This window comes from Nocardia sp. NPDC050175 (assembly GCF_044459885.1).
In the GTDB taxonomy this organism is placed as follows: domain Bacteria; phylum Actinomycetota; class Actinomycetes; order Mycobacteriales; family Mycobacteriaceae; genus Nocardia.
The window spans coordinates 274,466-289,447 of sequence record NZ_JBITJI010000009.1 but is presented as its reverse complement, the minus strand read 5'-3'; the positions used below and the strand labels follow the sequence as shown (position 1 = coordinate 289,447).

Annotated in this window: 1 protein-coding gene (running past one end of the window); it reads right to left on the bottom strand. The window is 69.0% G+C overall.

All coding sequences use genetic code 11. The annotated features are described in order from the left end of the window. Positions 1–14,982, bottom strand: partial view of a non-ribosomal peptide synthase/polyketide synthase gene (locus ACIBK2_RS29910; RefSeq protein ID WP_396971894.1) — the beginning only. Its footprint begins 28,830 nt before the window's first position; the window shows 14,982 of its 43,812 coding nt (coding positions 1–14,982); its start codon is at positions 14,980–14,982; the stop codon falls past the left edge of the window.

Here is a 14,982-nt window from a genome sequence, read left to right as displayed (position 1 = left end):
CGGGCCCCACAGCTCCCACACCGAGAAGTCGAAGGCGTAGGAGTGGAACAGCGTCCACACGTCGTCGGGACCGAAATTGAAGTCGCGATCGGTATTGGCGAACAGCCGCACCACATTCCGGTGCGCGACCGCGACACCCTTCGGGCGGCCGGTCGAACCGGAGGTGTAGATCACGTACGCGACGTGGTCCGGCGAGAGCGCCGCGTTGCGGTCCGCATCGGTGATCGGCGCGTCGTCGGCGTCCTCGATATTGCCGGTTTCCACGGCGAAGCCGTCCAGCACCACGCTCGGCAGGTCCACCGGCACCGTCACCTGGACTGTCGAGTCCAGGATCACGCTGGTCGGCTGGGAATCCCCGAGCACGTAGGCGATGCGATCGGCCGGGTAGGTCGGATCGACGGGGACATAGCCCGCGCCGGTCTTGACCACCGCGACCAGCGCGACCACCAGGTCGAGCGAGCGCGGCAGGATCACCGCGACCAGCGACTCGGGGCCCGCGCCGTCGGCGATCAGCCTGCGCGCCAGGATATTCGCGCGCCGGTCCAGCTCGCTGTAGGTCAGCGTCTCGACGCCGAAGCGGGCCGCCGTGCGGTTCGGGTGCGCGGCGACGGCCGCGTCGAACACGGTGCCGAGGGTGGCGTCGTGCTCACCGAAAACGCCTGCGCCGCCATCCATTCCGGAGGACACCCAGCGCTGCGAGACATCGAGGCGCTCGGACTCGCCGAGCAGGTCGATGTCGCCGACGGCGATCTCGGGATCCTCGGCGATGGTGTGCAGCACGCGCACCAGCCGGTCGGCGAACGAGGCCACCGTCTCCGGATCGAACAGTTCGGTCGCGTAGTTCCACGACATGGCCAGTGAGCCGTCCGCGTTCTCGCCAACGGTCAGCTGTACGTCGAACTTGGCGGTGCCCGCGTCGAATTCGACGACGTCGAGATCGAGGCCGGGCAGTGCGACGGTGCCCATGTCGGCGGCCGAGGCCGCCTCGAAGGTCAGCGCGACCTGGAACAGCGGGTGGTGCGCCTGCGAGCGGGCCGGGCTGATGACATCTACCAGGCGCTCGAACGGCACATCGGCATTGCCGAACGCCGCGAGGTCGGTGCGGCGGACCTGCTCGAGCAGCTCGCTGAACCGTGCGGCGGGATCGACCTCGCTGCGCAGCACCAGCGTGTTGACGAACATGCCGACCAGGTCGTCGAGGGCCCGCTCGCCACGTCCGGCGATCGGCGTACCGATGGCGATGTCGGAGCTGTTGGACAGCCTGCCCGCCCACGCGGCCAGCGCGGCGTGCACGACCATGAACAGCGTGACCCCGCGACGGCGGGCCAGTGCGGCCAGTGCGGCGTGCAGTTCGGCATCGACCGAGAAGCCGTGCGTGCCACCGGCATTGGACGCGATCTCCGGGCGCGGCCGGTCGGCGGGTAGCTCGATCTGGTCGGGCAGATCACGCAGTTGCTCGGTCCAGTACGCGATCTGCTGGGCGGCAACCGATTCCGGATCGTGCTCGATGCCGAGCACGTCGCGCTGCCACAGCGCGTAGTCGGCGTACTGCACGTCCAGGGGCGCCCAGGACGGCGTCTCGCCGCGGGTGCGCTCGCTGTAGGCGACGACCACGTCACGCAGCAGCGGCCGCAGCGAGAAGCCGTCGGCGCTGATGTGGTGCATGACCAGCACCACGACGTGGTTGCGCTCGTCCAGGCTGAGCAGGTCGGCGCGGAACGCGATCTCGCGGGTCACGTCGAAGTGGAAGCTGGCCAGTTCGACGATGCGCGCAGGCAATTCGTCCGCGGTGACCGGCTCGGCGGCAACAGTGAACGACACCTCGGATACCGGCAGGATGCGCTGGTAGCCGGTGCCTTCCACCTCGGGGTACACGGTGCGCAGCGCCTCGTGGCGGGCCAGTACGTCGCCGATGGCGGCGTTGAGCGCATCGATATCGAGTTCGCCGGTGAGCCTGATGGCGACCGGAATGTTGTTGACCGCAGTGCGGTTGTCGAACCGGTTGAGGAACCACATCCGCTGCTGTGCCAGCGACAACGGCACCAGGCCGGTGCGCTCCTGCGGCACCAGCGGCGCCCGGCCGCCTTGTCCGGCAGCCGATTCCACGCGTGCGGCCAGTGCAGCGACGCTGGACGCCTCGAACAGCGCGCGCACCGGAATCTGAGTATCCAGTGCCTCGCCGAGTCGAGCCGCCACCTGGGTGGCGACCAGGGAGTTGCCGCCGAGTTCGAAGAAGTCGTCGTCAAGGCCGACCCGATCGACACCGAGCACTGCGGCGAAGGTATCGGCGACGATCTCCTGCACCGGGGTGGTCGGCGCGCGGAAAGTCTTGGCCGCGAAGGTCGGTTCGGGCAGTGCCCGGCGATCCAGCTTGCCGGACGGGTTCAACGGGAACTCGTCGAGCTCCACGTAGGCCGAGGGCACCATGTAGGTGGGCAGCTGCTCGCCGAGCGCGGCCTTGACCGACTCGACGTCCAACGCCCGATCCGGGTCGCCGACCACGTAGGCGACCAGCTGATCGCCGGTCCGCTCGTCGGTGCGCACCAGCACCACCGCCTGCGCGACCGATTCCAGCGCGGTGAGCGCGTTCTCGATCTCACCGAGCTCGATCCGCAGACCACGCAGCTTCACCTGGAAGTCGGTGCGACCCAGGTACTCCAGCTCACCGTCCTCGGTCCAGGAGACCAGATCACCGGTGCGGTACATGCGCTGGGCATCGCCGAACGGGTTCGCGATGAACCGGTCGGTGGTCAGGTCCGGGCGCGCCACATAGCCGTGCGCCAGCTGCGCGCCGGCCAGGTACAGCTCGCCTGGCACGCCGACCGGAACCGGCCGCAGCCGCGAATCCAGCACGTACACCTGGGTGTTGAACACCGGGGCGCCGATCGGCACCGAGCTGGTGTCGGCCTCGGTCACCTCGTGGAAGGTGACGTCGACGGCGGCCTCGGTCGGGCCGTACAGGTTGTGCAGCCTGGCACCGGTCAGCGTGCGCAGGCGCTGCGCGGTGACGGCGGGGAGCGCCTCACCCGAGGCGAAAACATTACGCAGACTGACGCATTCGGCCGCGCGCTCCTCAGCGACGAACACCGAAAGCATCGACGGCACGAAGTGCACTGTGCTGACGCGCTCTTCGATGATCAGCCGCGCCAGGTAGGCCGGATCGCGGTGACCGTCCGGCTTGGCGATCACCAGGCGCGCGCCGACCTGCAAGGGCCAGAAGAACTCCCAGACCGACACGTCGAAGGTGGCCGGGGTCTTCTGCAGCACCACGTCGTAGGCGGCGAGGCCGTACTCCGCGTGCATCCAGACCAGGCGGTTGACGATGGCCGCGTGCGAGACCGCGACACCCTTCGGGCGACCGGTCGAACCCGAGGTGAAGATGACGTAGGCAGTGTTGGCCGGGCGCAACGGCTTGTGCCGATCCGCGTCGGTCAGCGGCGCATCGGAGAACGCCGACAGATCCAGCTCATCGATGCGCACCTGCCGGGAGGCCGTGGACTCCAGGTCGGTGCCGGAGGTCAGCACGCACACCGGGCGCGCGGTCTCCAGGATGTAGTCGGTGCGCTCGGCCGGGTGATCCGGATCCAGCGGCACGTACGCGCCACCGGCCGCGTTCACCGCGTACATGCCGACGACGAGGTCGATCGAGCGCCGCATGCCAAGGGCGACATACGATTCCGGGCCGACGCCGTTCTTCTTCAGCCAGCGTGCCAGCCGGTGTACCCGCCCGGCGAACTCGGCATATGTCAGCGTCCCGTAGGGACTCGATGAGGGGTGGTGGTCGGGCGACGGGTGGGCCAGACTTGTCCCCTCGAACGTCACCGCGTGCGCTTCAGGAGTGCGCGCGACCTGTGCCTCGAACAGCGAGACCAGCGTCGCGGCCGCATCGCCGACCGGCGAGGTCAGCGCGGCGTCCACCGGGAATTCGGTGTCGTTCCACCGCTCGACGACCAGCTCGCGCTCGGCCCCGTCCAGCAGTTCGATATCGCCCACCGCAGCGGTCGGTTCGGCGGCGACGCCACCGAGCACGCGAAGGAAGCGCTCGGCGAAGGTATTCGCGAACACACCGTCGAAAAGGTCAGTGGCGTAAAGGAGTTCGGCGTCCATCGACGCCTCGGTGCCCTGCACCTCGCTCAGCGTGAGCTGCAGGTCGAACTTCGCGGTCGGCTGGTCGATGCCGAGTTCGGACACCAGCAGGCCGGGCAGCTCGAGCGACGCGCGGCCCAGGTTCTGGAACGACAGCATCACCTGGAACAGCGGGTGCCGCGCCTGCGAGCGGGCCGGGTTGAGCACCTCGACCAGCCGCTCGAACGGCACGTCGGCGTGCGCGAACGCCTGCAGGTCGCGTTCGCGGACCTGCGCGAGCAGCTCGGTGAACGACGCGTCGGTGTCGACCTGCGCGCGCAGCACCAGGGTGTTGACGAACATGCCGACCAGGTCGTCGAGGGCCCGCTCACCGCGCCCGGCCACCGGGATACCGATGGCGATGTCGTCGGAACCGCTCAGGCGAGCGAGCAGTGCCGCGAAGGCGCTGTGCACCACCATGAACAGCGTGGTGCCGTGCGCGTGCGCGACCCGGTTCAGCTCGTCGATCAGCTCGCCGGGCACCCGGAACCGGTGTGTCCCTGCCTGATACGACGCGACCGCGGGCCGGGGACGCCCGGCCAGGCGCAGTTCGTCGGGCAGACCGTTGAGCGCGTTGCGCCAGTAGTCGAGCTGCTCGGAGATCAGCGAGGTGGGATCGTCCTCGGAGCCGAGGGTGGCCCGCTGCCACAGCGCGAAATCCACGTACTGGACCGCGAGCGGCGGCCAGCCCGGTTCGGACGCCGAAGTACGGGCGACATAGGCGGTCATCAGGTCGCGGACCAGCGGCCGCATCGAGAAGCCGTCCGTCGCAATGTGATGCACCACGACAACCAGCACATAGTCCTGGTCGCCGAGCTGGTACGCGCGCAGCCGCACCGGCGGCTCGGCCGTCACATCGAAGCCGCGCTCGACGAATTCATAGAGCGCGCCGAGCAATTGGCCTTCGGCGACCGGGAAGACCTCCAGGTCCGGGATCGCCCTGGTCGCGGGCAGCACCCGCTGATAGGCGACGCCGTCCTGCGACGGGTAGACGGTGCGCAGCGATTCGTGCCGCGCGACCACGTCGGCGACCGCGCCGCGCAGTGCCGCCAGATCCAGCGCGCCCTCCAGCCGCACCGCGGCCGGAATGTTGTTGGCGGCCGAATCGGCGTCGAAGCGGTTGAGGAACCACATCCGCTGCTGTGCCAGCGACAGCGGTGGCCGCTCCGGGCGCACCTGTGCCGTAAGCGCTTGGCGCGCACCGGTTCCCGCCCGCGACTCGACGCGGGCGGCCAGCGCCGCCACCGTCGGCGCCTCGAACAGCGCGCGCACGCCGACCTCGGTGTCCAGCGCCGCGCTCAGCCGCGCGACCACCTGGGTCGCGACCAGGGAGTTGCCGCCGAGCTCGAAGAAGTCGTCGTCCACGCCGACGCGCGGCAGCCCGAGCAGATCGGCGAACACCTCCGCGACGATCTCCTCGATCGGCGTCGCCGGGGCCCGGAACTGCTTGGCCTCGAACACCGGGGCGGGCAGCGCCTTGCGATCCAGCTTGCCGCTGGCGTTGACCGGGAAGGCGTCGAGCACGACCAGGGCGGCCGGAATCATGTAGCCGGGCAGCAGACCGGCCAGCGCGAGCTTGACCGCATCGGTGTCGATGACCGAATCCGATTCGGCGACAACGTAACCCACCAGCTGATCGCCGGCATGCGCGTCGGTGCGCACCACGACGACGGACTGCGCGACGCCGGGCTGGGTCAGCAGCGCGGCCTCGATCTCGCCGAGTTCGATGCGCAGGCCGCGCAGCTTCACCTGGAAGTCGGTGCGGCCCAAGTACTCCAGCTCGCCGTCCGCGGTCCAGGTGACGAGGTCACCGGTGCGGTACATCCGCGCACCAGCGGCGCCGTACGGATTGGCGACGAAGCGATCCGAGGTCAGGTCCGCGCGGCCGAGGTAGCCGAGCGCGAGCTGATCGCCCGCGAGATAGAGCTCTCCTGCGACACCCGGTGCGACGGGATGCAGCCTGGCGTCGAGCACGAAGACCCGGGTGTTCCACACGGGTCGGCCGATCGGCACCGAGACCGAATCCGCGTCCGTCACTTCGTGATACGTGACGTCGACCGCGGCCTCGGTCGGGCCGTACAGGTTGTGCAGCTTGGCGCCGGTCAGCTCGCGGAGACGCTGCGCGGTTTGCGCGGGCAGCGCCTCACCGGAGGCGAACACCTGCCGCAGCCGCGACGACGGGTACCCGTCCGCGTCGCCGTTCTCGTTGCCGAGGGTGGACACGAACACCGACATCATCGACGGCACGAAATGCGCCGTGGTGATGCCGTGTTCGGCGATGAGCTGCGCCAGGTACACCGGGTCGCGATGCCCGTCCGGCTTCGCGACGACCAGTCGCGCGCCGGTCTGCAAGGGCCAGAAGAACTCCCACACCGACACGTCGAAGGTGGCGGGCGTCTTCTGCAGCACGGCGTCGCCGGGCCCGATCGGGTACTCGTGCTGCATCCACAGCAGCCGGTTGACGATCGCGGCATGGCTGACCGCCACGCCCTTCGGTCGACCGGTCGAGCCCGAGGTGAAGATGACGTAGGCGGTGTTGCCCGGCCGAAGCGGTCGGGTGCGTTCGGCATCGGTGATCGGCGCGCCGCTGGAGGCGGCGATGCCGGGCACGCCCTCGATGCCCTCGATCGCGATCACCGAGACCTCGCGCTGCAGGTCGATGCCGAACCCGTCCGCAGACCGGTACAGGATCATCCGCGGGCGCGCGGTGTCGACGATGTGGTTGATCCGGTCGGCGGGCTGATCCGGGTCGAGCGGCACGTACGCCGCACCCGTCTGCAGCACCGCGTACATCGCGATGACCAGCTCGTTGGAGCGGCGGATGGACAGCGCGACCAGCGATTCCGGTCCGACGCCCGCCTTGATCAGCTGCCTGGCGATCCGGTTGGCCCGCACCTGCAGTTCGCGGTAGGTGAGCCGCTCCTCGTCGAAGAGCAGCGCAGGCGCGTCCGGCGTCGCCGCGGCCTGCGCGTCGAACAGCGAGACCAGCGTCGCGCCGGGCACCTGGTGTGCGGTGTCGTTCCAGTCGACCAGCACCTGAGCTTGTTCCTCGGGCGCGAGCAGGTCGATGTCGCCGATCGGCACGTTCGAGTCGGCGGTGACGGCCGCGAGCACGCGGTCCAGTCGGCGCGCGAACGCGGCAACCGTGTCCTCGTCGAAAAGGTCTTCGGCGTAGGAGAATTCGGCCGACATGCCCGCCGCGTCGCCCAGCTCGTCCTGGGTCTCCTGCAAGGTCAGCTGCAGGTCGAACTTGGCAAGACGCGCGTCGTAGTCGACGCCGTTCACCGAGAGTCCTGGCAGCTCGAGGCTGGCCTGCCTGGTGTTCTGGAAGGTCAGCATCACCTGGAACAGCGGATGCCTGGCCTGCGAGCGGGCCGGGTTGAGCACCTCGACGAGGCGCTCGAACGGCACGTCCGCGTGCGCGAACGCGTGCAGATCCTTTTCCCTGGCCTGCGCGAGCAGATCGGCGAAGCTGGCCGCGCCGTCCACCTCGGTGCGCAGCACGAGCGTGTTGACGAACATGCCGATCAGGTCGTCCAGCGCGGCCTCACCGCGACCGGCCACCGGCGTGCCGATGGCGATGTCGCCGGTGCCGCTGGCCCGGGCGAGCAGCACGGCGAGCGCGCTGTGCATGACCATGAACAGCGAGGCATTGTGCCTGCGGCCCAGATCGACCAGCGCGCGCTGGGTCTCCCCGGAGATCACGAACGGGTAGGTGCCGCCGCGATAGGACGCCGCGGCGGGTCGCGGCCGATCCGAGGGCAGTACCAATTCGTCTGGCAGGTCCGCGAGTTCGCGGGCCCAGTAGCGAATCTGGTTGGCGATCAACGAACTCGGGTCGTCCTCGGAGCCGAGCACCTCGCGCTGCCACAGCGCATAGTCCGCGTACTGGACGGGCAGTGCCGACCAGGCCGGGGCCTCCCACGAGGTGCGCGCGGCATAGGCCACCATCACGTCGCGGGCCAGCGGGCCCATCGACCAGCCGTCGGCGGAGATGTGGTGCACCACCATGCCGAGCACGTACTCGGTCTCGCTGATCTCGAAAAGCCTTGCGTGCAAAGGCACTTCGTTGGTCACGTCGAACGCCATCGAGGCGAGCTGGACCAGGTGGTCGATCAGGTTGTGCTCGGTCACCGGGATCGGCGTCAGGTCGGGCACGATCTGCGCCGCGTCCAGGACCACCTGCACCGGCCCGGTCTTGGTCTCCGGGAACACGGTGCGCAGCGACTCGTGCCGGTCGATCACGTCGATGACCGCGACCTGCAGGGCGGCCACGTCGAGATCGCCGGACAGCCGGATGGCGACCGGGATGTTGTTGACCGCCGAGGCGGTGTCGAACCGGTTGAGGAACCACATGCGCTGCTGCGCAAGCGAAAGCGGAACTTCCTCGGGACGGACGCGCGCCACCAGTGCCTTGCGCGCACCGTCACCGGCGTGCGACTCCACCCGGGCCGCGAGCGCGGCGACGGTGGACGCCTCGAACAGCATCCGCACCGGAACCCGGGTGTCCAGCGCGATGCCGAGGCGCGAGGCGACCTGGGTCGCGATCAGCGAGTTGCCACCGAGTTCGAAGAAATCATCATCGACGCCGACCCGGTTGATGCCGAGCACCTCACCGAAGATCTGCGCGACGATTTCCTCGATCGGCGTTGTCGGCGCACGGAATTCGCGCACCTCGAACACCGGCGCGGGCAGCGCCTTGCGGTCGAGCTTGCCGGACGGGTTGAGCGGGAACGCTTCCAGCACCACGATCGCCGACGGCACCATGTACGCGGGCAGCGTGCGGTGCAGGGCGTTCTTGATGTTGTCGATGTCGACCGGGCCCGCCGGGGTGACCACGTAGGAGACGAGCTGGTCGCCTGCCACGGTGTCCAGCACGAGCACGACGGCCTGGGTGACGGCCGGATGGTCGAGCAGCGCGGCCTCGATCTCGCCGAGCTCGATGCGCTGGCCGCGGAACTTCACCTGGAAGTCGGTGCGGCCGATGTACTCCAGCACGCCCGCGGCGCCGACCTCGGGATCGTGCGGCTCGACCCAGCGGACCAGGTCGCCGGTGCGGTAGAGACGGCTGCCGGGCGCGCCGAACGGGTTGGCGACGAAGCGTTCCGCGCTCAGGTCGGGGCGACCGTGGTAGCCGCGGGCGGTCTGCACGCCGCCCATGTACAGCTCGCCGGGCACGCCGACCGGGACCGGGTCCAGGCCCTCGTCGAGCACGTAGGCCTGCGCGTTCCACACCGGGCGCCCGATCGGCACCGAGGTGGGTGCCACCTCGTTGAGGTGCCAGGCGGTGGCGTGCACGGTGAACTCGGTCGGACCGTACAGGTTGTGCATCGCGGCGGTGGAGAACTGCCGGAACGCGGCGACGGTGGCAGGCGGCAGCGCCTCACCGGCGACGAGAACCGCACGCAGCGAGGCGCATTCGGCGGTGGACGCCGCGCCGGCGAACACCGAGAGCATCGACGGTACGAACGAGGTCATGGTGACCTGATGCCGTCCGATGATCTCCGAGAGGTACATCGGATCGCGGTGCCCGTCGGGCGCCGCGATGAGCATGCGGGCACCAACGGCCAAGGTGCCGAACAACTCCCACACCGACACGTCGAAGGTGACCGGCGTCTTCTGCAGCACCACATCGGCCGGACTCATCCGGTATTCGCCGGTGATCCAGGCGATCTGGTTGAGCACGCTGGCATGGCTGACGGCCACACCCTTGGGGCGACCGGTGGAGCCGGAGGTGTAGAGCACGTACGCGGCGTTCGTCGGGCGCAGCGGTGCGTGGCGCTCGGCGTCGGTGATCGGCCCGTCGCCGAATTCGCTCAAATCCAGGGTGTCGACGGCGATCACCGGGCAGTCGTCGGACTTGACGTCATCGGACAGCGTGGTCAGCACACACACCGGCGTCGAGTTCGCCAGCACGTAGTCGGTGCGCTCGGCCGGGTGGTCGGGGTCGATCGGCACGTAGCCGCCACCGGCGGTCATGGTGGCGTAGATGGCGATCAGCATGTCCACCGAGCGGCGGATGCCGACGGCGACCAGCTTTTCCGGGCCGACGCCCTCGGCGATCAGCTTGCGCGCCAAGCGATTCACGCGCGCCGAGAACTCGGCATAGCTCAGCTGCACCTGCGGGCCGAATTCACCAGCGCTTCGGGTGCCGCCGTCGAACAGCACGGCAATGTCGTTCGGGCGCAGGCGGACCTGCTCCTCGAACAGGTCGAGCACGGTCGCCGCGGGTAACTCGTGCGCGGTCTGGTTCCAGCCGGTGAGGACCAGGGTGCGCTCGGCGTCGTCGAGGATGTCGATGTCGCGCACCGCGGCCTGCGGGGTGGTGACGGCGGCCTCGAGCACGCGCAGGTAGCGGCGGCCGAATTCGGCGACGGTCGCGGCGTCGAACAGATCGGTGGCAAAGGAGACCACGGTCGCCATGCCTGCCGGTTCACCTTGGGCGCCACGTTCTTCGGTGACGGTCCACTGCAGGTCGAACTTGGCGATATCGACGTCGAGTTCGTCGGCGGTGACCGAGAGCCCGGGCAGTTCCAGTGCCGCGTGCGACATTTCCTGGAACGACAGCATCACCTGGAACAGCGGGTGCCGCGCCTGCGAGCGGGTCGGGTTGAGCACCTCGACGAGGCGCTCGAACGGCACGTCGGCGAAGGCGAACGCGGCGAGGTCGGTTTCCCTGGTGCGGGTGAGGAACTCGGTGAACGGCTCGCTGCCGTCGACCTCCGAGCGCAGCACCAGCGTATTGACGAACATGCCGATCAGGTCGTCGAGGGCCTGCTCACCACGCCCGGCGACCGGGGTGCCGATGGCGATGTCGTTGGTGCCGGACAGCCGGGCCAGCAGCACGGCCAGCGAGGCGTGCATGACCATGAACAGGCTGACGCCCTGGGCCCGTGCCAACGCCGAAAGCCGTTGGTGCAGTTCGGCATCGATGTCGAAGGTGACCCGGCCACCGCTGAAGCTCTGCACCGGCGGGCGCGGGCGATCCGCGGGCAGGTCGAGCTGATCGGGCAGCCCGGCCAGCGCCCGCCGCCAGTAGGCGATTTCGCGGGCGGCCATGGAGCCAGGGTCGGACTCGGCGCCGAGCAGCTCGCGCTGCCAGACGCTGAAGTCCTGGTACTGCACCGGCAGCGGCGCCCAGCTCGGCGCCTGCCCCGCGGCCCGCGCGAGGTAGGCGGCGGCGACGTCGCGGGCCAGCGGGCCGAACGAGAAGCCGTCCGCGGCAATGTGATGTACCACGAACGCGACCGCGTAATCGGCGGTGCCGTTCTCCCGGCCGCCGGTCACCGCGTAGACCCGGACCCGGATCGGCAGCTCGCGCGACACATCGAAGCCGGTGGACGCGAAAGCGGTGAGTACACCGTGCAATTCGGTCTCGGCGATCGGCTCGATCGCGATGCCGAGGTCCACCTGGTCGACCGGCAGCACCTGCTGGTAGCCGCCGTCGCCGGACTCGGGGAAGATCGTGCGCAGCGACTGCTGGCGCGCGACCACATCGATCAGCGCGGCCTGCAACGCGTCCAGGTCGACCTCGCCACGCAACCGCACCACGAACGGCAGGTTGTAGGCGGGCACGGTCGAGTCGAACTGGTTGATGAACCACATCCGCTGCTGCGACAGCGACAGCGGCACCCGCTCGGGCAGCTGCTGGGCCACCAGCGGCGGCCGGGCGCCCTCGGTCTGGCTGGCGTTTTCCGCGCGGGCGGCGATCCCGGCCACGGTCGGGGATTCGAACAGCGCGCGCACGCCGATCTGGGTACCGAACGCCACGCCGATCCGCGACACGACCTGGGTCGCGACCAGCGAGTTGCCGCCGAGATCGAAGAAGTTGTCGTCGATGCCGATGCGGTCCTGGCTCAGCACGTCGGCGAAGATGCCCGCCACGATCTGCTCGGCCTGGGTGCGCGGGGCACGGAAGCTCGACGCGTCCGCGCTGAACACCGGCTCCGGCAGCGCCTTTCGGTCCAGCTTGCCGGAGGTGTTGAGCGGGAAGGCGTCCAGCACCATGACCGAGGCTGGCACCATGTAGCTGGGCAGCTTCTCGGCCGCGAACCTGGTCAACTCGGTCGGATCGACCGAATGTCCCGGCGCGGGAACAACATAGGCCACCAGCTGCTGACCGGTGGCGGTATCCATCACCAGCACCACGGCCTGGCTGACCGCCGGATGGGCGAGCAGGTCGGTCTCGATCTCGCCGAGCTCGATGCGCTGACCACGGAACTTCACCTGGAAGTCGGTGCGGCCGATGTATTCCAGCGTGCCCGCGTCGTTCCAGCGCACCAGGTCGCCGGTGCGGTACATGCGTTCGCCGCTGTCCGACAACGGGTTCGCGACGAAGCGATCCGCGCTCAGGTCCGGGCGGCCGCGATAGCCGCGGGCCAGCTGACGGCCACCGAGGTAGAGCTCACCCGGTGCACCGATCGCGGCCGGTCGCAGCCGCGAATCCAGCACGTAGACCGAGACATTCCACTCCGGGATACCGATCGGCACGGTCACCGTGTCGGCGGCGGTCGCCTCCCAGTAGGTCACCGAGACCGCGGCCTCGGTCGGGCCGTACAGGTTGTGCAGACCGGCGGTGGTGATCGCGCGGAAACCGACGGCGGTCTCCGGCGGCAGCGCCTCGCCGATCACGAAAACGGCACGCAGCGTGGCACATTGCGCCTTGGTCGCGTGCGAGACGAACACCGTCAGCATGGACGGCACGAAGTCGGTCACGGTGACCCCGTGCCGCTCGATCATCTCCGCGACGTACAGCGGATCGCGGTGACCGTCCGGCGCGGCGATGACCAGCTTCGCGCCGACCAGCAGCGGCAGGAAGTAGCCCCACAGCGACACGTCGAACGTGGTCGCGGTCTTCTGCAGATACACGTCATCCGCGGTGAGCCGGTACTCGTCGAGCATCCACAGCTGCTGGTTGACGATCGCGTGATGAGTGACCGCAACGCCCTTGGGGCGTCCGGTCGAACCCGAGGTGTAGATGACGTAGGCGGTGTTGTCCGGCCGCAGCGGCGCGACCCGGTCCCCGTCGGTCACCGGCTCGGCGGAGTACGCCGACACATCAAGGGTGTCGATCGGCACCTGCCGCACCGACTCCGGTAGGTCGAGCGCATCGGCGGAGAGCGTCAGAACACAGACCGGTGCCGCGCTGTCGAGGATGTAGGCGGTGCGATCGGCCGGATGATCCGGATCGATCGGCACGTACGCGCCACCGGCCTTGAGCACCGCGTGCATGCCGATGACCAGCTCCAGCGAGCGTCGCATGCCCAGCGCGACAAGCGATTCCGGGCCGACACCGTCGGCGATCAGGAACCGGGCCAGCCGGTTGACCCGCGCGTCGAACTCCGCGTAGGTCAGGGTCGCGCCCTCGAAATCGAGCGCGATGTTGTTCGGCGCCAACGGCATCTGCGCATCCAGCAACGCCGACAGCGTGGTGTCGGGCACGTCCTGGTCGGAGTCGTTCCACTCCAGCAGCGAACGTTCCCGCTCATCGGCGGTGGTGACGTCCAGCGCCCAGATCGCGGCGTCGTCGTCGGCCGCGAGGAAGCGGTCGAAGAACTCGAGGAAGCGCGAATGATGCCGCTGCGCTTCGTCTTCGGTGTAGAGGTTCGGGTTGGTCTCGAAGTCGATGTGCGAGCGGGTGCCCGCGACCGACTGATAGAAGTTGACGCCGAGATCCTCGATGCTGCCGGTGGACAGCACGTGCAGCTGGCCGACCATCGGGCCCATCACCAGCTCGTCGTGGAACAGCATGATGTTGACCCACGGGCCGAAGAACTCCGTGGTCACCATGCCGTCGCCGGCGGTATCGCGGCGGATGTCCTCGTGCCGGTACCGCTGGTGCCGCAGCGCGCCGGACACCTCGACCGTCACCTGCTTGAGCAGTTCACTGACCGTCGTGTCGTGGCCGACGTGCAGCCGCAGCGGCACGATGTTCGACGAGACACCACCCGAGCGACGCATCGCCGCGGTGGTGCGCGCGGTCACCGGCAGGCTCAGGATGACGTCCTCGACGCCGTTCCACTGCGCCAGGTAACCGGCGAACGCGGCGAGCAGCAGCCCGGCGGGCGACGAATCATGGCGCCGCACAGCCGCATCCAGCAGCGTGTTCTGGTCATCGGACAGTGCCGCGCTGGCGATCCCGTTGATCGCGGCGGGCGGGGCGGACCGGCCGGTCAGGCTGGTGCCGTCTTCCAAGCCGGCAACCCGCTCGGTCCAGTACTCCTTGTCGGTGCCGAACCGCTTGCTCTCGCGGTAGGCCATTTCCTGCTCATAGAGCGTGTGCAGGTCGGTGGCCTTGGAGACCGCGGGCTCGGTGCCGTTCGCGTACGAGGTGTAGAGCTCGGCGATCCGGTTCAGGTTGGTCATGGCGCCGAAGCCGTCGAGCGTGACGTGATGCGCTCGCGAGTACCAGTACCAGCGGTCGTCGGCCAGTTGCAGCGCCGCGACCGCGATCAGGCGGTCGGTCGTCAGGTCCATCGGACGGCTGTACTCGGCCCGCATCCACGCCATCGCGGCCGCGGCCGGATCGGCCTCGGCGCGCAGGTCTACATAGGTGACCTTGTCGTAGTCGGCGATGCTGTGATCGACGAACTGCAGTGGCTCGCCGTCGCGTTCGATGATGCGCAGGAAGCCCGAACCGAGCTCGTGCGACGCGTCGATGCTCGCCTGTTCCAGGATCTCGACATCCAGCTCACCGTGCAGATCCACGTACTGCGCGATGTTGACCGGCACCTGCGGGTCAACATGCTGCGCGTACCAGATGCCCAGCTGCGCAGGAGACAGCGGGAAGTAGCCCGAACCAGCGTCCGCCCGTTCGCCACCAGCTTCGCCGTTTCCGCCGAAATCCAGCCGGTCCAA